This window comes from Halococcus sp. PRR34 (assembly GCF_028617175.1).
GTDB classification, from domain to species: domain Archaea; phylum Halobacteriota; class Halobacteria; order Halobacteriales; family Halococcaceae; genus Halococcus; species Halococcus salifodinae.
Genome location: NZ_JAQJDA010000002.1, coordinates 210,054 through 230,711 on the forward strand (window position 1 = coordinate 210,054; position 20,658 = coordinate 230,711).

Annotated in this window: 16 protein-coding genes; 6 read left to right on the plus strand and 10 right to left on the minus strand. The window is 66.1% G+C overall.

The window, feature by feature from the left end; translation table 11 throughout:
• Positions 1 to 23: 23 nt before the first annotated feature.
• Together PHA81_RS04395 and PHA81_RS04400 are read left to right on the plus strand one after the other, a co-directional pair.
• Positions 24 to 1,097: a ferritin-like domain-containing protein gene (locus PHA81_RS04395; RefSeq protein WP_273835443.1), complete on the plus strand. Its 1,074-nt coding sequence runs from the start codon at positions 24 to 26 to the stop codon at positions 1,095 to 1,097.
• Positions 1,098 to 1,187: 90 nt separating this feature from the next.
• A complete protein-coding gene (locus tag PHA81_RS04400; protein WP_005044603.1) occupies positions 1,188 to 2,036 on the plus strand; it encodes a hypothetical protein in 849 nt (282 codons plus the stop codon).
• A gap of 48 nt (positions 2,037 to 2,084) precedes the next feature.
• On the opposite strand, the gene PHA81_RS04405 is transcribed toward PHA81_RS04400, so the two are convergent.
• Positions 2,085 to 3,332, minus strand: a complete 1,248-nt coding sequence (locus tag PHA81_RS04405; protein WP_005044604.1) for a glycosyltransferase family 4 protein — start codon at positions 3,330 to 3,332, stop codon at positions 2,085 to 2,087.
• A 186-nt stretch (positions 3,333 to 3,518) separates the two neighbouring features.
• Here PHA81_RS04405 and PHA81_RS04410 point away from each other — a divergent pair, with 186 nt between their 5' ends.
• Positions 3,519 to 4,448 (plus strand): glycosyltransferase family 2 protein, encoded by a 930-nt coding sequence (locus tag PHA81_RS04410; protein WP_005044605.1) that lies wholly within the window; start codon positions 3,519 to 3,521, stop codon positions 4,446 to 4,448.
• A gap of 27 nt (positions 4,449 to 4,475) precedes the next feature.
• Here the strand turns inward: PHA81_RS04410 and PHA81_RS04415 are convergent, their stop codons facing one another.
• Positions 4,476 to 5,408, minus strand: a complete 933-nt coding sequence (locus PHA81_RS04415) for a glycosyltransferase family 2 protein (protein ID WP_005044606.1) — start codon at positions 5,406 to 5,408, stop codon at positions 4,476 to 4,478.
• Between the two features lie 55 nt (positions 5,409 to 5,463).
• On the opposite strand from PHA81_RS04415, the gene PHA81_RS04420 reads away from it, so the two are divergent.
• Entirely contained in the window at positions 5,464 to 7,230 is a 1,767-nt protein-coding gene (locus PHA81_RS04420) for a class I SAM-dependent methyltransferase (RefSeq protein WP_005044607.1), read from the plus strand.
• Here PHA81_RS04420 and PHA81_RS04425 read toward each other — a convergent pair.
• The 4 genes from PHA81_RS04425 to PHA81_RS04440 all read right to left on the minus strand — a co-directional run bounded on the left by PHA81_RS04425 (position 7,193) and on the right by PHA81_RS04440 (position 13,302).
• A complete protein-coding gene (locus PHA81_RS04425) occupies positions 7,193 to 8,497 on the minus strand; it encodes a glycosyltransferase family 4 protein (protein WP_005044608.1) in 1,305 nt (434 codons plus the stop codon). The genes PHA81_RS04420 and PHA81_RS04425 overlap by 38 nt on opposite strands.
• Before the next feature lie 157 nt (positions 8,498 to 8,654).
• A complete protein-coding gene (locus tag PHA81_RS04430) occupies positions 8,655 to 9,728 on the minus strand; it encodes a glycosyltransferase family 4 protein (RefSeq protein ID WP_273835449.1) in 1,074 nt (357 codons plus the stop codon).
• A 3-nt stretch (positions 9,729 to 9,731) separates the two neighbouring features.
• A complete protein-coding gene (locus PHA81_RS04435) occupies positions 9,732 to 11,324 on the minus strand; it encodes an alkaline phosphatase family protein (RefSeq protein ID WP_005044610.1) in 1,593 nt (530 codons plus the stop codon).
• 118 nt (positions 11,325 to 11,442) lie between these two features.
• Positions 11,443 to 13,302, minus strand: a complete 1,860-nt coding sequence (locus PHA81_RS04440; RefSeq protein WP_273835453.1) for a hypothetical protein — start codon at positions 13,300 to 13,302, stop codon at positions 11,443 to 11,445.
• A gap of 232 nt (positions 13,303 to 13,534) precedes the next feature.
• Here PHA81_RS04440 and PHA81_RS04445 point away from each other — a divergent pair, with 232 nt between their 5' ends.
• Complete coding sequence (locus tag PHA81_RS04445; protein WP_005044613.1) at positions 13,535 to 14,944, plus strand: sulfatase-like hydrolase/transferase; 1,410 nt, start codon at positions 13,535 to 13,537, stop codon at positions 14,942 to 14,944.
• Positions 14,945 to 15,077: 133 nt separating this feature from the next.
• Positions 15,078 to 15,662 carry a hypothetical protein gene (locus PHA81_RS04450; protein WP_005044614.1) on the plus strand — a complete coding sequence of 195 codons (585 nt, stop codon included), beginning with the start codon at positions 15,078 to 15,080 and terminating at the stop codon, positions 15,660 to 15,662.
• A 48-nt stretch (positions 15,663 to 15,710) separates the two neighbouring features.
• Here the strand turns inward: PHA81_RS04450 and PHA81_RS04455 are convergent, their stop codons facing one another.
• From PHA81_RS04455 to wecB, 4 genes are read right to left on the minus strand one after another with little or no spacing between them, the layout of a single operon-like run.
• The gene (locus tag PHA81_RS04455; RefSeq protein ID WP_005044616.1) at positions 15,711 to 16,904 is read right to left on the minus strand and encodes a hypothetical protein; all 1,194 of its coding nucleotides are present in this window, start codon (positions 16,902 to 16,904) and stop codon (positions 15,711 to 15,713) included.
• Complete coding sequence (locus PHA81_RS04460) at positions 16,901 to 17,995, minus strand: DUF354 domain-containing protein (protein ID WP_005044618.1); 1,095 nt, start codon at positions 17,993 to 17,995, stop codon at positions 16,901 to 16,903. The genes PHA81_RS04455 and PHA81_RS04460 overlap by 4 nt, the downstream gene beginning before the upstream one ends.
• Positions 17,992 to 19,284, minus strand: a complete 1,293-nt coding sequence (locus PHA81_RS04465) for a nucleotide sugar dehydrogenase (RefSeq protein ID WP_005044619.1) — start codon at positions 19,282 to 19,284, stop codon at positions 17,992 to 17,994. The genes PHA81_RS04460 and PHA81_RS04465 overlap by 4 nt, the downstream gene beginning before the upstream one ends.
• On the minus strand, positions 19,281 to 20,402 hold the full coding sequence (gene wecB, locus PHA81_RS04470; protein WP_005044620.1) for a UDP-N-acetylglucosamine 2-epimerase (non-hydrolyzing): 1,122 nt from the start codon (positions 20,400 to 20,402) through the stop codon (positions 19,281 to 19,283). Before wecB ends, PHA81_RS04465 begins: the two co-directional genes overlap by 4 nt.
• Positions 20,403 to 20,658: the final 256 nt, after the last annotated feature.

Genomic DNA, 20,658 nt, shown 5'->3' on the forward strand with positions numbered 1-20,658 from the left:
AGGCTACCGTAGAAGTCATTCACATGACCGATCCATCGGCACGAACCGACGGCGGACGCTCACGGCGAGGGTTCATGAGTGATGCGGCGCTTGCGGGTGCCGGAGCACTCGCGCTTTCGGCCACCAGTGGCGTGGCAGCGGGCAATGACGGCAGCAGCGACGTCGATTCGTCGCCGAGCGACGTGGAGGTGTTGAACTACGCGCTGGCGCTGGAACACCTCGAAGCAGCGTACTACAACGACTTCCTCGCGGAATACACCGAAAGCGAGGTCGAGCGCTCGGCGGTGGCGGAGTACTTCGCGCGGCCGACGCTTCAATATTCGACCTACCAGCAGATCCAGGACGTGCGGGACCACGAGGAGGCTCACGTCGACGCCTTGCGCCAGACGATCACCGATCTCGGCGGGACACCGGTCGAACCCGCCGCCTACGAGTTCTCGTACGGTTCCATCGCGGAGTTCGTGGCGATCGCCGATCGGCTCGAAGCCGTCGGGGTGTCGGCGTACGCGGGCGCAGCACCGCTGATCGACAGCGAGGAGGTGCTGAAGGCTGCCCTCAGCATCCACTCGGTGGAGGCCGAACACCAGACGTACTTCCAGCTGCTCCACCTCCAGCGCCCCTCGCCCGACGCGTTCAACGAGGCGCGCTCGATGGAGCAGGTGCTCCCGATCGCGAAGCAGTTCGTCGCCGGCGCTGACGGCGGCAACACCGATGATACTGGCAGTGGTGACGGTGGAGCGGACGACGGCGAAACGGACGGCAGCGGCAACCTCTCGATCGCCGCACTCCAGGCCGACGCGGGCGGCAACGACATCGCGAACCTGACCGACGAGTTCGTGACCTACGGGAACACCGGCGACGCCTCGCTCGACCTCTCGGGCTGGACGGTGACGGACTCCTCGGGAACGACGTACACCTTCTCGGATGGCACGACACTCGCCCCGGGCGAGGAGATCACGCTGTACACCGGCAGCGGCACCGACACCGACACCGAACGCTACTGGGGGCAGGCGAACGAGGTCTGGGAGAACGGCGCGGACACCATGACCGTCAGGGACGCGAGCGACGAGATCGTCCTCCAGCGGTCGTACCCGTAGCGTTTTCTTGTCGGAAACCACGACGAAACGATCGAGACGAAGATGAACAAGATCAATAGCCGGTGCGACTGATGGCACACTCACGACACGATGTCCGATAGCGACGACAGTAGCGAGCGCGATCGTGGTGACTTCGTCTTCGGGAACGACGAGGCCGCCAACAGCAACAGTGGGTTGAGCAGTGGCGATCGATCGGGCAGTAGCGACGGAGTGGGCAGCGACGAGGAGCTGGACACGCGACGGATCGCCGCCGTACTGTTGCTCTCGCTCGCCATCATCGTCCTCGCTGTCGTCGTCGTTCAGCCGCTCGTGACCGGGGTGGCAACGAACCTCTTCGGGGCCGACTCGCCGTCTGAGCCGGGGAACGTGACGAACGCGACGACCGCTGGTGAACCGATCGGTTCGGCCGACACGACCGCTGGAACGACCGGCGATGATCGACCGAGCGCTGCAACGACCGCGGCAGTGACGTCCGGTCAGTCACCGACAGCGGCCTCGTCGGCGACGACAACACCTGGAGAAGCGACCACAGCGTCGGCCACGACGCAAACGGTGGCGCAGGCAGACGAGAACACGACAGCCAGCGAGAACGCGACTGCCACTTCGAGCGATGGATCGCCGGTGATCGAGGGGTTCACCGTCACCGATCGCTCGGCCGACGGGAACGCCAGCTTCGACGTCGCGTGGAACGTCTCCGATCCCAACTCCGACCTCGTGGACCTCGAGGTGACGATCGTCGCCGATCCCGACGGCGAGGCTCGTACGGTCGCCAGCCGTCGGTTCGATGCGGGTGGGGCGAGCACCGCCGGCAGCGAAACGTTTGGGGTGGAGGGAGGCAGCGGTGACGTCTACGAAGTCCGGATGGAGGTCATCGACGGGGCCGGAAACAGCGTCTTCACACTCACGCGAGAGGTCGCCGACGGCGATCCCGACGGCTGAACGCTATCCGAAAGCACGCTCCGATCGACCGCTCGAACGACGCCGCACTCACAGCTCGTCGTAGATCGTCCGGAGGCGCGCGCCATCGTGCGCCCAGTTGTACCGGCGTTCGACCGCCCGCCGACCGTTCTCCCCGCACTCCTCTGCGGTCTCGGGATCCGTGAGATCATCGAGGGCCGCACCCATCGCTTCGCCGTCGCTGGCGGGTGCGACGCGGCCGCTTTCGGTCCGCGTGACGATCCGTGCGAGCGGCGCGACGTCGCTCGTCACCACCGGCACTCCCATCGCCATGTACTGGAAGAGCTTGTGCGGGACGGTGGTCTCGGTGTGTGGCGTCGCAGCGTGCGGGACGGCACAGACGTCGCTCGCGGCGATGTAGTCGGGCACGTCGTCGAAGTCGACCCAGCCCGTGAGCGTCAGTCGATCACCGATGCCGAGCGAGCGTGCGAGCCGTTCGAGGCCCGCGACGTAGTTGTCGTTGCCCTTCCCGACGAACACCAACTGCACGTCCGAGTGGGTTTCGGCGAGATGGGCGACCCCCTCGATCAGGGTGTCGAGGCCGCGGTGTTCGGTGAAGTTCCCGACGTACGAAACCACGAACGATTCCTCGGGATCGAACCCGAGGCCGGTCGGGGGTTCGGTCGCATCGGGATCGAACGCGTCGAGATCGACGGTGTTCGAGACGATCTTCACCCGTTCGGGATCCGCATCGCAGTCCCGGAGGTAGTGCGCGCGCGCCTCCTCACACACCGTGATCGTGCGCTCGGCGTTCCGGACGGCGTGGCGTTCGAGGCGTTTGAGTCGGGTCGGCGAGAGGAAGAGTCGCTGAACCAGGTCCTCGGGATCGCGCGCGATCTCGCGCCAGCCGCGCATCCGGTGTATCTGACGGACTGCCTCGGGGTAGTTCTCGTGGAGATCGGCCACCACGGGAACGTCGTGATCGTCGCCTACCGTGAGCGCGGTCTTTACCAGTGGAAGGTCGTGGACATGGATCGCGTCGATCGACCCGCCAGGGAAGTCGTCGCTCACGAGTTCCTCGATCTCCCGCTGCCAGACGGGATGGACGTTGGTCGCGACGTACCGTGCGCCGTCGACGATCCCGCGGAGGCCGGCGAACAGTTCGTCGACGGGCAGTCGCTGGACGTCGATCCCGTCGATCCGCTCGAAGGTTGGCTCGGCCGGCCCGCCGCGACAGACGAGCGTGATCTCGTGGCCGGCCGCGCGGAGCGTGGCAGCCTCCTTTTCGACCCGGACGTCCGGCGGGAACCGCTCCGGGAGGAGCATACAGATGTGCATGATCAGACGGAAGACGGCGAGGCGGGTGGTCGATGACTCGTCATGCGAGGATTTCCCGACGATCGGTCTTCGCTCTTGTGGTCGGCTGCGATTCTTACTGTGAGGGGACTCCGGCTCTCGCCAGTGCAGCCCTTTGCCGCGTCGCAACGACGCCGCTTATCACGAGCGACGGACTGGGAGGGGACAATGACGCTCGTCAGCGCCGTCCTGCCGACGTACAACCGCGCGGAGTACGTCACCGGAGCCGTCGACACAGTGCTGGAGCAGACCCACGACGAGATCGAGGTCGTCGTGGTGAACGACGGCTCGACGGACGACACGGCGGCGAAGCTCGACACCTACGCCGACGACGACCGAGTGCGCGTCCGCCACAACGACGAGAACCGCGGCATCTCGGTCAGCATGAACCGGGCGGCTGCGGTGGCCGACGGCGAGTTCATCTGCGTACTCAACGACGACGATCGCTGGCACGAGGAGAAAGTCGAGAAGCAGCTGGCCGCCTTCGCGGAGCTCGGCGAGGAGTACGGCGTGGTCTACACCGGCGGGGTCGTCCGCCAGGGCGAGAACATCGTCCGGGTCTATCGACCGGATCGTGAGGGTGACATCTACCCCGACGTGATCGCCCGCTTCGGCCTCCACCCACATTCGAGCCACATGCTCCGCGCGGAGTGTTTCGATCTCGGCGGGTTCGATCTCGACTTTCCTCGCGGCGTGGACTGGGATCACTGCATCCGGCTCGCGAAGGAGTACGAGTTCGCGGCCGTCGACGAACGCCTCGTCGAGCGTATCTTCCACACCGACAACATCTCACAGCAGCTCACCCACGGCATCGAGGTCAACAACCTGATCTGGAAAAAGTACCGCGACGAGATCGAACAGTATCCCGGGATCGAGCGCCGGCTCCGTGAGAAGCAGTGCCGCGCCAGGGCGAGAGTTGCACTCGAACGCGGCCAGCGCCGACGGGCGTTCGGCTACGCGCGCCGTGCGATGGAGTACGAACCCGCCGCCGAGAGCGTGTTCATCATGGCCTTTTCCGTGCTCGGTCAGCGGGCGCTCGCGGGAGCGCGCCGCGCCCGCGACGCCGCGATGAACTGGCGTGCGTCGCTGGCGGAGTAGTCTGAAAACGAGCGATCAGTTGGCTGACTACCGTGTCAACTGGTAGACACGCTGCATCGCGTCCATACCGGGTTGGCCGAACAGCGACGCTCCCAGCGGAACCGCCGTGCGGATCGACGGCGCGTGATAGCATGCCCGAGCGAACGACCGCACGGCCGCACCCGACCACCGACGGTCGCGGAGCTGCATCCGTCCCTCCAGCCGGTAGGTGTTGGCGAGCGCGTCCGCACGCACCCCGGGTGACGCTGCTCGATACAGGTCGTCGTACTCCCGGACGATCTCCAGTCGTCCACGGATCAGCCCCGGTGATTTCCCGCGAGAGTCGTCGATCAGGCCCCGACGAACCAGCGAGTCGTCGACGAATTCGAAGCTCGTCCGGCGCGCGAGATCGATCATCAGCCCGAGATCGTCGCCGCCGGGTCGATCCGGCAGCGGCAACACGCCGTCGAGCATCTCACGATCGATGAGCATCGTCGACGTCACGCAGGGCGACATCGCGAACGCGAGCGCGGATTCGAGTACGTCACCCCGCACAGTCGAGTCCGGCAGCACGGTACGGCCGTCCTCGTAGGTCATCCCACAGTACGCCACACCCGCCTCCGTCCCTTCGAGCAGGTCGACCTGGCGGGCGAGCTTGCCGGGCAGCAGCCGATCGTCGTCGTCGAGAAACTGGACGTACTCCCCGGTGGCGCGCTCCGCGCCCATCGTCCGCGCGGGGTTCGAACCACGGTTCCGATCGAGGTCGAGATACGTGACGTCGAACTCGGCGACGACCGGCTCGGCGTGGCCCTCGCCGGAGTCGTCGACCACGATGATCTCGGTCGGGTGGTCCTGCTCGGCGACGCTCTCGATCGTGCCACCGAGTCGGTCGTTGCGGTAGTACGTCGGGATCACGACCGAAACGAGCGGGACGTCCGGGGCGGCCGTCGCGGGCGCGTCGTCGGGCGAAGGCGGGCACATAGCCTGGACGAACGAAGGAACAGCTAAATGTACACCGGAAGGGAACTCGTCGGCAGTGACCCGCGACGCACATCTGAAACGGTGGGTGAACCAGCCACCGGCCAGCCCGCTCGTCGAAGCCCTTCGAACGGCCGAGCGACGGCGTGCGCTCGATCAGCTCGGCACGAACGATCGCGTGCTCGATCTCGCCTCCGAAGCCGGCGTCACGAGGGAACTCGACGCGGCGGTGACGCGGGTGGATTTCTCGCCCGACGCGAGCGAGTACGCCAGCCAGATCGTCGACGCCACGGAATTTCGGACTGTCGACCCCGAAGCACCCGCCCTCCCGTTCGACGCCGGGCACTTCGACGCTGCGGTGTCGATCGGCCCCTACGACTGGAAGTTCCTCGCGGTCGACGATCTCACCGACGAGATTCACCGGACGCTCGCGCCGGATGGCCGGTTCGTCTTCTCGGTCCCGACGCCGCGCTCGCCGTACGCCGTCGCCGACTGGAACACCAATCGGTACTACACACCCGACGAAGCGCTCTCGGTCATCTCGCCCGACTGGCGGCTCGTCGATCACGATCTCGTCTTCCAGTACCCCTACTACGCTCACATGGGGGTGAGCGCGCTTCCCGAGCGGTTCCAAGACTCTTTCGTCGATCTCGCCGAGCGCGCCAGCGACGAACTCACCGCACGCGATCGGTGGGACGGCGCGTCGTATCTCGTGCTCGCAGCCGAACCCCAGCAGTATCGATCCCGTCTCGACGACGCGCTCGACTGTCTGTTCCGCCCGGTCGCGGAGAACGGGTTCTGGGACGACGAGGACGGCAAAATCCTCCGCGCGCACGATTACGAGATCGTCGACGATGGGGAAGGGGAGCCGACGTTCTCGTGGACCCCGGACGACCGCGAACTGTGGCGCTACGCTCCCTTCGGACTGATGGGAACGATGCAGTGGCGGACATCGCCCCTCGCCACCGAGGCGTACGACGCGAAGATCGAGCGCGCGCTTTCGTACTTCGCCCGAAAAATCGATGACGGCACCTTCGACGAGATGCCGAGCTACGGGATCGGCCCGCTGACGTGTGCGTTCGCGCTCGCCGCCGACGTCTTCGACGACGATTACGAGCGGGTCGCCCGCCGGCTGTTCGAGCACGCGAACGATCGGTTCGACTTCACCCACGCCGAGGACAGCCTGCTGGCGTACGGCTGGTCGTATCTCTACGAACGCGATCCCGACCCCGAAATCCGTGACGCACTTTCCGACGCGCTCTGGACGATGAACGACCGTCTCACCCCCGAGGGACTGTTCGCGTTCGACAACCACACCACCCGCCGTCACCAGAACCAGATGTACGCCTGCTGGGGGTTCGCGCGTGCCGCCGAGGTCACGGGCCAGACGGGGTATCTCGACGGCGTCGAGCGCGTGCTCGATTACACCATCGACGAACGGATGCGCGACGACGGCGCGTTCATCTGGCAGGACGTCTCGCTGCCCCGCCGACTCCGGCGGGAGACCACCAAACGCCTCGGCTTCCGGCCGCCACACTGGGATTTCCTCTACGAGTGCCACCAGACGTTCTTCGTCAACGCGGTTGCCCAGTACTATCGCGCGGGCGGCGAGCGCGACTACGACCACGCGGTGCGGCGCGCGATGTCGTGGATCGACGGCGATAGCTCACGCGGCGATCTCGTCGAACTCGCCGGGATCGGCGTCCCGATGCGCTTTCTCACCGTCGACGACCGGCTCGACGTCGACGACCAGATGTACAAGGGCTCCTACGAGATCGGGTCGTACATCATGGCGCTGTCGAACCTCCTGTCCGGGCCGTTTTGAGCTCGTCGCCCGCCTCGCTGACCGCAGTCCAAGAGAGCGACTCGTAGATCGATGCGAGCCGCGAGGCGCCCCGCTCAGTATCGTACTGGCGCTCGACCGCTCGCCGGCCGTTCGCGCCGTGTGCGGCGGCTGTCGTGGAATCGGCAAGCGCGACGAGCGCCGCAGTCAGCGACTCCCGATCCCCGACGGGGATCACCCGACCGGCGTCCGCCTCGCCGACGACCCGCGATGCGGGCCCGATATCGGTCGTCACGATCGGCACGCCCGTCGCTAGCGCCCGGAACAGCGGCCTCGGAATCGATGTCTCGGCGACTGCCGACGGGTGGGTGGGGAACACACAGACGTCGCTCGCGACGACGTGTGCAGGCAATCGGTCCGGATCGGTCTCGGTGCGAAACGTGACCCGACCGCCCGCAAGCTCCCGTCGAGCCTGGGTTTCGAGAGCGTCCGTGGTTTCTCGATCGTGATCGCCAACGAGCACCAACTGAAGGTTCGCGACGTCGTCAGCCGCCCGCGCGGCCGCCGTGACGACCGCTTCGAGATCGGTGTCGAACGGCCCGTTCGCGAACGCGGTGACGACGAACGCGGCTTCGGGATCGAAGCCGAGACCGCGGTCGACGTGGCCATCGGTTTCGAAGGTATCCAACGCCGAGGTGGTGTCGTGGACGACCGACACGCGCTCGGGATCGATCCCCACCTCGCGGACGTAGCGTGCGCGCGCCTCCTCGCAAGTCGTCACGAGCCGATCGACGCCGCCGAGCGGCCCGGTTTCGAGCCGTCCCAGCCGCCACGGCGAGTGAAACAGCCGGCGAGCGAGTTTTCGGGGATCCTGGAGCCGATCGAGCCAGCCGTCGGTCCGATTGCGACGCTGTTCGAGCGCCGGCGCGTTTCCGGGGAGAGTGGCGACCACCGGCACGTCGTGGACGTCACCGACCCGCAATCCGGTCTTCACGAGCCGGAGATCGGTCACTCCACAGACGTCGATCGCCCGCTCGTCGGCGATCTCTTCGACCGCGCGCAGCCACGCGGGATGAATCACCTGAAGAGCGTACCGCAGGCCGTCGAGTTTCCCCTTTACTCCGGCGTACAGCGTCTCCTCGGGAAGTCGACGCACGTCGATCCCATCGATCGATTCGCGGTCGAGGTCGTGGGCTGCGCCACGACAGACGACGGTGACCGTGTGGCCCGCCTCGTGGAGCGCGACAGCGTGGCTCCGCGCCCGTTCGTTGGTCGAAAAGCGTCCGCCGAACAGTAGACAGACGTGCATCGGCGTCAGTCGCTCCCCTGTTCTGGTCGGGCTGGTGCGTGTGTTGCTCTAACTGGTGGACTGGCCATGCCTCACCCGTGTCGGCGGGTCGGCTTCGCTCTTGTGGTGGTGTGGGTTTCGAACGCCGCCGCGATGGTACGAAAGAGCGCGTGTCGTTCTACGGGCGGGACCGTTCAGCGACATCGAGGTGGCGGTCGTAGGTCGTTAGTAGCTCCTCGGCGATGGTCGACCACGCGAACCGCTCCAGCGCCGCCTCCCGGTTCGCCTCGCCCATCGCGGCCACCCGCTCGGGATCGGCGATGAGTTCGGCGAGCGCGTCCGTGAGGTCATCGGCGTCGCGGGGCGCGACCAGAAGGCCGTTGTCCTCGCCGATGACTTCCGGAATTGCGCCCACGGTAGTCGACACGATGGCGTTGCCCGCGGCCATCGCTTCGAGCATCGCGATCGGGAGTCCCTCGGCGTAGGCCGGCAGCACGAAGATCGAGCCCGATCCGAGGAGCCGCTGTTTGCTCGCTTCCGAAATATAGCCGAGATACTCCACGTTGTCGTGGGTCGCCGCGAGCTCCTCGGCGTGGTTCGAGAGCGGCCCCTTGCCGGCGAGCGTCACCCGAAAGTCGAGTCCCCTGTCGGCGAGCGTCTCGATCGCGGTCGCGAGTTCGACGACGCCCTTCCGCGGGATCTGGTTCGAAACCGCCACCACGTGGGGGATATCTCCATCGAACGCGGGGGTGTAGTCGCCGGCGTCGACCGCATTCGGAATCACGGTGAGCTTCTCGCGGTCGGTATGCTCGCCGAGGGTGTCCTTCCAGTACTCCGAAAGCACCACGATCTCGTCGGCGGCGTCGAACACCAGCGACTGATACCACCGCACGGGCGCGAAGTCGGTCGAAACGAACACGTCGAACGACGAGCCGTGGATGTGGAGTATCACGGGTCGATCCCAGACGTACTTGCTAAACAGCACGTAGTAGCCCGCCCGATAGAACGAAAACCGATGTGAGGAGTGGACGTGGACGATGTCGGGCGGCGACCGCACGGTGTACGTCAGCGCGTTCCAGCAGATGACGAGGACCGAGTGGACGAACGCGAGGACGCCCTCCGTCGAGAACGCGCCGATCTTGTGGGCTCCGACGCGCAGCTTTCCCGCGAGGTGGCGGCGCTGTTCGCTGATGTACTGCCCGATCCCGCCCGGGCCGTGCCGGCCGACGATCAGGAGGTCAGTGTCACGCATCGGTCATTCCATGTAGCCGAGACCGCGGAGTCGGTCCTCGACGTCATCGAAGTCCGCGTCCGCCGCAGCCGTCGCGTCACGCCCAGCGGTGGCGTGTTCGGCCGTCTTCACCTCCCGCTGGGCGGTCGCCGAGTCGGGAGCGAAGATCTCGTCGAGGACGCGGCCGTCGACGTCCGCTGGCACCGCCTCGCCGACGCTGTGGAGCACCGTCGGCGCGACATCGAAGACATCCGCATCGGTCGGCGTGCTCCCCGGTTCGACGTCGGGCCCGGCAGCCAGGAGGATGCCTTCGGGTCGATGTTCGGCCGCGTGGACGCCGGGATCGGTGAACACTGCATCGGCGAGCGTCCCTTTGACGTGGTAGTTCTCGTGGCCCTCGACGACGAGATCCGGGGAATCGTCGTCGGTCGGGAACACGTCGTCGCCGTCGTAGACGTCGAGGACGCGCTCGCCGGTCTCGGGATCGGTGAGGTCCGAGAGGAGCGCTTCGAGCTCCGCTTTGACGGTATCGACTTCGCTCGGGGGGACGATCCCCTCGTCGAAGCGCTCGGTGTCGTTGACGTAGACGTTGCCGTACCCGTGGAAGAACGCCTTCGTCCGGCCGTACTCGACGTCGTAGAGCCCGTGGCCGCCGGGGATCTGTTCGGCGACCGCGTCGATAATGTCGTGGGGCAACCGATCCATGATGGTGCGCTCGTCGATCCCGAGGCGTTCGAGCGCGCCAAGCACCCGGTCTTTGGTCACGCCGAGCTGTGAGAGCGTGCCCCGCGCCGCGGTATCGTCTTTCGGCGCGAGATACCCCTCGCGTGCGAGCAGGCTGTTGACGTTGACGAGCTTCGAGACCGGGCCGAACCCGTGATCCGAGACCACGAACAGCGTCGCGTCGTTGGCGGCGGCGTACTCGCGCGCGTCGCCGATCACCGCATCGATCTGGCGGTAGTGATCGAGGAGGACCTCCTCGTCCCAGAGCAGGTGCTGGAGCCGGTCGGGGGCCGTGTAGGTGAAAAAGAACAGCCGCCAGTCGTCGGTCTCCATCAGCAAATGGAGTAGCTCGGTCCGCGCCGCAACGAGTCCGTCGAGATCGGCAGCGAACTCCGCGTCGGTCCCGTCGTAGTCGCGCCAGCTCAGCCCGATCTCGTAGTCGGGGATCCGCCGTTCGATCTCCGCAGCGAGTTCGGGCGGATGGGTGAACCCCTCCTCGCGTGAGGGCGTCATCATCCCGGTCACCATCTTGCCGTCGATCTCGCTCGCGGGGTAGGTCATTGGGGTGTTCGCGACGACCGCCGGCGAGAGGAGCTCCCACAGTGTCGGGCGATCGCAGTCCGCGCTGGTGTTGACCCGGTGGTGATAGTCCGAGCGGAGCCCGTGAAACGCGTAGATGCCGTGCTTGTCCGGGGCGACGCCGGTGGCGATCGACGGCCACGCGAGCGCGGTGTTCGCGGGTTTCGTGCTCTCGAGTTCGCCCGCAGCACCCTCGTCGATGAGCGCAGCGACGTTCGGGAGTTCGCCCGCGTCGGCCCACGCACGGAGCCGATCCCACGGCACGCCGTCGAGGCCGAGAACGAACGCCCGCTCAGGTGGCGCTGTCCCGGTCATGGCTGATACATACTGGTGGGGACTCCTCGCGTGATGGCCATTACCGTTTTCATTTGCGCACGGTCGCTCTCCGGCCGATAGTCGCGAACAGCAGCGGTGAGCCGCCCGAAAACGACGCTTAACCGCCCGCAGTTCTCGCGACGGTCGCGTTCGTCGTGTTCGATTCACTGCCGGCGATGAAGTAGAGGTCGAACTCGCCGTTCGACTGCACGAGATGAACGCCCGGTTGGGTGTCGAGCGTGCTGAGGTTCGCCTGGCTGTACCGGAGTCCACGATACACCTGACTCTCGCGATCCCGAGTCGCGTCGGTGAGCGCCAGATACCGTCCCTCTTCGGTCTGGCCGGCGATGTCGGAGATGTTGGCTTCGGGAATCCCGCGCCCGTTCTCCTGAATCGGGTTGTTCGTGACGCCCTCGACGCCGTGGCTGAACCGCCACGGCCCCGACCGGAGTCCGTACATCGCGACGCCCTCCGCCTGATGGTCGAAGGCGTACTCGTACCCATCCATCTGACTCTCGGCCACCTGCTGGTTCGGCTGGTAGATGTACGGCGAGGGGAAGACCACGACCGCCGAGAGCGCGACCATCACCACGAGACCGACTGCAACCGCTCCCCGGACCCACCGTTCCGGAGCGAACTCCGAGAGCCCGGAGACGTACCGATAGAGCGCGATCGACCCGAGGATCGTCGAGAACACCATGATGAGCCCGACGTTCCGGAAGAACAGCTTCGAGACGCTCCCGACGAAGAAGACGAACGAGTAGGGGATCAGGACGACGAGACCGACGGTGAAGTACTTCACCAGCGCGGCGGTGTCGGGGGTGTCCCGGAGCCGGCCGGCGAGGCTCGTGAGCATCAGTAGACCGGCGAGCGCCGCGAAGATCGCGCTGACCGAGAACAGTTTCAGGAACACCTCGACGATGCCCGCCCCGATCGCGGTCAGCGAGTTCCCTCGACTGGCGACTGCCGCACCCGCGCTTGCACCGCCGGTCAGGAAGCTCAACAGCTCGCGCAACACCGCGTCGACGGAGTTCTCGTAGCGCCCTCGTCCGACCGACCAGAGCATGAACGACCCGATGACGAACATCGTCGGTCCGTAGAGGGTTTTGTGACCGGCGATCCGACTGTCCGGGCGCATCGATCGGTAGATGAACTGAACGCCGGAGATCGTGATGAACAGGATGATGAGATTCGCGGCCTGCTGTGGGTGATACAGCACCGACGCGCCCAGCACCACCGCGAACAGCGCCGTGAGCGCCGGCACGGGGTATCGGCTCTCGAAGACGTCGGCCGGACTGGTGAGATAGTTGATCAGGAAGTAGATCACGACCGGACTCAACAGCACGGCGTCGGTGATCGGGTGGGGCGTCATGTAGTTCATCCCGAGGTGGTTGATCGGGAGGAGGAGAAAGGCTGCGAGCCCACTGAGCAGCATTGCACCGCGGTGGCTGGTCATCGAGCGCACGCACAGCGGGATGAACACGACGAAAGAGAGGATGTACGCGAGCACCACCAGCAACATCGAGCGTGGGATCGTCGTCCCGACTACGCCCTTCATGAACAACGAGGTGGTGTGGATCCCGGGATAGAACAGTCCGAACGCGCTCAGCACGCCCTCGAAGAGGTCCTTCGTCCAGCCGAGGTGTGTCATCGCGTCGCCGGTGCCGTAGAAGAAGTAGTTCCGGATGATCGGCAGTCCGGCGAGTGCGAGCACTGCACCACCGCCGAGCGCGAGCCCGCCGAGGCTGAGATACCCCTCGGGCGCGTACAGCGTGACGGCGATCGCGATCGTGATCGCGACCGCGAAGCCGAGCCAGAACCCGATCGGGGTGGCGGTGGTGTAGATCGAAATCTCGTACCCCTCGGCCGGCGCGCCGTAGGCGTACAGCACGGCACCGGCGAGCGCGAGATAGCCGACGACGAGGGCGATCTTCTGCCCCCGGTAGGCCGGCGTGTCGGATGTGGTAAGCGTGCTCATCTGTAGGAGGGCCGCTCGATGCGGGCAGTTGGTGCTTTCTCTACCGTCCGCACTCCCTTTATTCCCATCGACTTCAGCCCGCGCGGGGTCGATCGGCTGATTGCATCGGTTCAACGGTCGAATGTGGCGCGTGGCTGGGTCGTGACGAACGGGCGGGCTGTGGCGAGCGGGCGGATGTGGCAAACCGGCGGATCGTGACGACTAAACCGGGTTGGCGGGTAGCATACCCATCATGGACCGGCCGAACATCGTCTGGATCACGCTCGAGAGCACGCGAATGGATCACACCTCGCTCGACGGCTACTCGCGCGACACCACCCCGAACCTCGCGCGAATCGCCGGGATGGGCGACGGTCGTGCGTTCGAGGACTGCCACACCCACGGCGTCTGGACGCTCACATCGAGTGCGTCGATTCTCACTGGCACCGTCCCCACTCACCACGGCGCGGGGATGGAAAACGACGTGATCCCCGAGGAGCTCGACACGATCCCCGAACGCCTCACCGAGCAGGGGTATCACACCTCGTGTCTCTCGCCGAACTCCCACCTGAGCTCGGCGACCGACCTCGACCGCGGGTTCGAGGAGTTCACGTGGCTGAGCGCGGACACGCTGTTAGAGGCTGCCGGCCCTCGTATCCTCGCGAAGTACCTGCTCAACTGCCGGCGACACGGTCCCGGCTTCACGACCGACACGCGGCGTCACGGCACGGGCTTTCTGATGAACGAGATCGCGAAGCGCCGGCTCGACGACTACGCCGGGAACGACGAGCCGTTCTTCCTCTACGCGCACTACGGCGACCCTCATCATCCCTACCACCCACCACAGCGCTATCTCGACCGGTACGCCGAGGATTTCGAGATGGACACCGACCGAGCGCGAAAGCTCGGGCTCTACCACCACGACAACCTCCACCAGCTCATCGCGGACGGCACTCCGTTCTCGCCGGACGAGTGGGACGCGCTCCACGCGCTCTACGACGCCGAGATCGCCCACACCGACGATCTCGTCGGCGATCTGTTCGACTACGCGAACCGCCTCGATCTCGACGATACGGTGTTCGTGATCACCGCCGATCACGGCGAGCTGTTCGGTGAGCACGGGATGCTCGCCCATCTCGTCGTCACCGACGACGCCGTTTCGCACGTGCCATTGGTGGTTCACGGGGCCGACGCGATCGCCGACCACGACGGCGAGACCGTCCAGCACGCGGACGTCATGCGGACGCTACTCGAAAGCGCTGGCGCGCGAACCGAGGGCCTTCATGGGGTCGATCTCGGCGAGGAAACCCGCGAGCACAGCCTGACCCAGCGCGGCGCGAAGCGCGCTTGCAAGAACCTCGATCGGTTCGCGGAGCTGAACCCCGACTTCGATCCGTCGCCGTACCACACCGCGACGCTCAGCGCGCTCCGCACGGGCGAGTTCAAATACCAGCGCAGCGACGACCGCGGCGAGCTGTTCGCCCTCCCCGACGAGACCACCGACGTTGCGGACGACCATCCCGACATCGAGGAGCGCCTCGACGAGACGCTCGACGAGGTGCTCGACACCGACGGCCAGCCGGCCTCCACCGAGAGCCGTGAGGGAGAGTTCAGCGACGCGATGAAACAGCAACTCTCGGATCTCGGCTACCTCGTCGACTGATCGAACGGGGCGGACCGACTCGTTGACCGGCCGCCGAACCCGCGACGCCACGCAGAATGCGGATATAATTGCTACTATCTCTGACGTCGGAGGGCAACGGTTAAGATGGCTGTGTGACGACGTTCGAGACGTGATGAGTCGGACAGTCGACGCGGACCCGAATCCGACCGTGCGCAGGATGTACGACGAACTCGGGGAGCTGTTGGAGCGGGGCGACGAAGCGTTCGTCGAGGAGGGCCCCGATATAGTGAAAAACGCGATCGCCGAGCCGGGGTTTTTCGACGGCGTCTCGACCGCACACGCAGACCAAGGTGGCTACACCCGCGAGAAAGTCATCGGCGATCCCGACGGCCACGTCGTTCGATATATGGAGTGGCCACCGGAGTACGCACTGATGCCGCACGAACACCACGGACGCCCGTGTTTCGAGGTGCTCGTCGAGGGACAGCTCGTGCTCTCGGATCTCTCGGCGACGACCGTCGGCGAGAACGAGTACACGTTCGACGTGATCGAAACCACGACCGCCGATCCCGGCGAGGCTGCCGTAGTCGATCCGCGCGAAAACGAGATCCACGCCGTCTACAGCCCCGTTCGCAGCCGATCACTCCACGTCTATCCCGACGACAACTGGGAGGCGTACGGCTACGTCCCCAAAGACGATTCCACCAGCGACGCGGTCGACGTCTACGAGCGCGAATCGTTCCAGCTCCGCGAATAAGAGGTATTTCGACCGCTCGATCCGTTCTCCCTACGGCCGGTTGGTCCTCTATGGCCGGTCGGTCTCGCTTCGGCGGCGCACTATCGCGGCCATCGCATAGCACATCCACGCCTGACTCCACCGCATGTACGGCGTCGTGTCGTCGAGGAAGCGTCCCTGTTGGCGGTAAAAGTACCCTTCTTCGTCGAAGAGATGCTCAACTGTCCAGCCGAGCACCTTCTCGGCCATCGCGAGGTTCGTCTCGCGGCCGTCACGGACAAAGGTCAGGATCGACTGGGCGGCGGCGTGGGCGTCGCGCGGATAGGACTGATCGTGTTCGAACTTCGGCGCGCCGTCGGGCTCGAACAGGTGCTCGCGGTAGAACCCGAGCCCGCGCTCGTAGGCGGCTTCGGTGCCCGAGACCTCGCCACCCGCATCGAGGTACTCCCGGAGCGATTCGAGCACGAACCCGGTGTGGAAGTTGTCGTGGCTGATCGGCGAGCCGTCGGCCGGCATCGAGTAGTGCCACGCGCCGCTTTCCTCCTGGGCCGAGAGCACGAACGCGATGAGTTCGTCGGCCCGTGCCATCAGATCGGTGTCGTCCGTTTCGGCCGCAACCAGCGCGAACAGCCGCGCGGCGAGCGCGTTGACGTTGATGACCACGAACTCGTCGTCGGTGGTGTAGGTGTACGCCTCGTGGCCGTCGATCGTCCGGGTGTTGATCTCGGTCCGGATGAACTCACAGGCCTCCTCGGCGACCGCGAGCGAGTGCTCGTCGCCAGTGAGACGGTGATGGCGCACGAACGCTTGGGCGGCGAAAACCGTGACGACCACCGACGGGTGATAGGCGGGCAGGAAGAACTTCCGCGCGTTCTGCCAGTCGAAGTTGTACCCCCAGCACGCGGTCTCGTACACGGGGGATCGATACTCGTCGAGCCAGTCGAGCAGCCGCTCGGCTCGGTCGAGATGATCGTCCTTTCCGGTCGCCTCGTGGAGTTCGAGATGGGCGAGCGCGAACAGCGCGATCCCCTTCGGGTTGCGCTCCTCGGGGATCGATAGGTGTCGGTGGAGCGTCGCCGGGAACGAGTTCACTCCGTGCATCCACACGAGCCGCGTGAACCAGTGATTCTCGAACGGTCCCGCGTAGGGGCTGTTCAACCCGTCATACGGATCCCAGCCGGCGTACTCGCGTTCGCGCGCCCAGTCGAGCGCGGTCGTACAGACGTCGTACGGCTCTGGAAGACTCGATTCGTCGCCGGTCATTGTCGAACGCTCCGGATCAGTTCGTTCGTCAGTTCGACCACTTCGTCTCTCACTGTGCGTGCGCGCTCGCGATCCGGTTCGACGTCGCTCGGATCGAGCCCTGCGATGTGCTCGATGATGGTCTCGGCGTCCCGTGAGTGGAAGATCCGGCCGTCGGCCACGAGTTCCTGATCGACCGAGAGCAGCGTGTTCGGGAAAAAGGAGACGGCGGGTTTCTCCATACATGCCGCCTCACGGGACATCGTTCCCGAACCGGTGAGCACACAGCGTGCGTGCCACGCGAGCTGGAGCCCGTTCACCGCGCCGTCCGGCACGTACACCGCGTCATCCGCGTACTCGCGGGCGTAGCTCTCGTCACCGCGCCCACGTGGGAGGTAGACGACGCCGATGTCGCGTTCGCTCGCCTCGGCAAGGAGGTCGGGGACGATCGAGTCGGCGTCGACGTACGCTGCCGTCAGCGCCTCCGGTCGAACCACGATGTACTCGCCGCTCGAAAACGGCAACCCGTCGAGGAAGGTGGGATCGGGATCGAACCCGGCGACGTAGACGTCCTCTTTGTAGCCATCGTAGGTGTGGATCGAGTCGGGATCAGCCCCCCATCGGGTCAGCTCCTCGGCCGCGAACGCGCGCGGCACCACGTTGTGTGTCGCGGCGGCCTCGAAGCGGTTGTAGAGCTCCTCGATCCACAGCCCGTCGACGTGGGCGGTGATGTCGTTGTCGGTGAAGTGGATCGAAGGGGTGCCCCGCGCTCGCGAGGCGAGCACGCACATCGCGTTGCGCGCCGACAGCGAGACGTCACACTCGGGCGCGCTCACCGCGAGCTGCATCGTACGGAGGGGGATGCCGAACTTCCGAACGAACGCGTTGTCGAAGTCCCGACCCACGACGCGGTGCTCGAAGCCGACCTCGCGGGCTAGCGAGACGGTTTCGGTCTTCTCTCGGACGGTGGTCGTCACCGAGACGTTCTCCAGTCCGCCAACGAGTCCATCGAAGAGGAACGGGTGAGACGGACTGACGAGGTCGATCCACACCCGCGCCGGAGTCGGTCGTACGGTGGTTTCGGCGCTCGCGTGGCGACTCTCTCCGCTCATAGTTCGACGACGGTGACGCCGGCCGCTTCCCACGCGGCGACGTCGAGGATTCCTTTCGCGTCGATCACGGTGTCGCCGTCGAGCTGTGCTGCGACCTCGATCGGATCGAGTGCGGCGTACTCGTCGTGGTCGGTGGCGATCACGGCCGCATCGGCCCCCGACAGCGCATCCGGTAACGACTCCAGTGCGAGATGGCTGTCGGTGACGTGCGGGTCGTGGAGCCGGACGTCGATACCAGCCTCGGCGTCCGTCGCACCCGTTCCCTCCGCACCCGGTGCCTGCGTCGCTCGCGCGCGTCGCTGGAGGGTCTCCGCCAGTCGAAGGCCGGGGCTCTCGCGGGCGTCGGCGACGTTGCCTTTGTACGCCACACCCAAAATCGCCACGCTCGCGTCCGCGATCGAGCCGAGTTCGCCTTCGAGCAGGTCCGTGACGTACGCCGCCATCCCGTCGTTGATCGCCCGGGCGCGCTCGATCAGATCGAGCCGATCCGAGCCCTGCCCGAGAAAGAGCGGGTCGATCGGGATGCAGTGGCCCCCGACGCCCGGCCCCGGCTGGTGGATGTTCACCCGCGGGTGGTGGTTCGCCAGTGCGATCGCCTCGCGTGAATCGAGGTCGTAATCGGCGGCGATGGTCGCCACCTCGTTCGCCAGCGCGATGTTCACGTCCCGATAGGTGTTCTGGAGGAGCTTGACGAACTCCGCGAGCGTGGGATCGTTCATCGTCCGGAGCTCGCCCTCGACGAACGACCCGTACAGCGTCACTGCCGCCTCGACCGACGCTGCGTCGACGCCGCCGATCGCGCGGTCGTTGTCGTGGAGCTCCGCGATCACGTTGCCCGGAAGCACCGTCTCGGGCGAGTACGCCAGCGAGAACTCTCCAACGTCGAGCCCGGAGCGTTCGAGTACGGGGCCGAGCACTTCGACGGTCGTTCCCGGCGGGACGGTGGATTCGAGGATCACGGTGTCGCCCGGCCGGAGTTCGGCCGCGACCGCCTCGCCCGCCGCCTCGACGTACGAGAGCTCCGCGCGCTCGTCCTCCAGCGGCGTCGGCACGCAGATCAGGTGGTAGTCCGCTGGCACGACCTCGCGAGTCACCGATAGCGACCCGTCGAGCGCGCTCGCGATGACGTCATCGAGGCCTGGCTCGTCGACGTCGAGCTCGCCGGCTTCGAGCGCGTCGAGCAGCTCGACGTCGACATCGTAGCCGAACACGTCGTGACCGGCTTCGGCGAGCACCGCCGCCGTCGGCAGGCCGATGTAGCCGAGACCGTGAACACAGACCGAACTCATCCTGTCACCCCCTCGACCGAGGCGGCCGGACCGAGGCCGACGGCATCGAGAATGCGCTCGGCACTCCGACCGTCGCCGAACGGGTTCTCCCAGTCGGTGGAGGTGTCGAGTGCCTCGCGCGCGCCGGCGACGATCTCGGCGGGCTCGACGCCAACGATCCGGTTCGCGTCGACCGCGACCGTCTCGGGGCGTTCGGTGTTGTCCCGAAGGGTGACACACGGCGTCCCGAGGATGCACGCCTCTTCTTGGACGCCGCCGGAGTCAGTGAAGACGAGCTGGGCTGTGCTTTCGAGTCGGAGGAAATCGAGGAAGTCCTGGGCTTCCGTGAGCCGGATCTCGTCGGGTACGTCGATGTCGAACGCGTCGATGCGATCGCGTGCTCGTGGATGGACCGGGTAGATCACGTCGAGTTCCGAGCGGGCGGCGAACTCCGCGACCCCGCGGAGCAGACTCGAGAACCGTTCGGCATCGTCGACGTTCTCCGCACGGTGGGCGGTCAGCAGACAGAACTCGCCGGCTGTGAGATCGTGAGCGTCGAGTACCTGACTCTTCTCGGCGGCGAGATCGCGGTAGCGCGTGACCGCGTCCACGATGGTGTTGCCGGTGACGGTGATGCGCTCGACCGGGATGCCCTCCTCGCGGAGGTACTGGGCCGCCTGCTCGGTGGGCGCGAAGAGATGGTCGGCGGCGTGATCGGCGAACACGCGATTGATCTCCTCGGGCATGCTGCGGTCGAAACTCCGGAGGCCGGCCTCGACGTGACCCACCTCACAATCGAGCTTGCTCGCCGCGACCGAGCCCGCGAGCACCGAGTTGGTATCGCCCTGGACCAGCACGACGTCGGGCGATTCGTCGAGCAGGACCTCCTCGATCGCGCCGATCATCGCGCCGGTCTGGGCGCTGTGGCTGTCCGACCCGATCCCGAGGTTGTGATCCGGCGTGGGGAGTTCGAGCTGGTCGAAAAAGACCGTGTCCAGCTCGTCGGAGTAGTGCTGGCCGGTGTGGATCACGCTGTAGCCGACGTCGCTTCGCTCGCACGCGTCGATCACGGGCGCGAGCTTGATGATCTCGGGCCGCGTCCCGAGCACGATCGTGACGGCCGTTTCACCCGCGTTCATCGGTCACCGCCCGGTCTCCCGTGTGGTCCGCGCCGGAACCCGACCACCCCCACGGCGGACGATCCGGGACGGCCAACAGCTTCAGTCGGCCACGTCGTAGATGAAGAGAGACAAGAGGGGCTGATCATGGTGATCTACTCACCGAGCACCGCCCCATCGTGCTTTGTTATGTACCGTTTACCTGGCATCGGCGGCATCATACACACCGTTCACGCAGCATGCTTATCAAACCTATCGAAACCGATCGGTGGTTCCC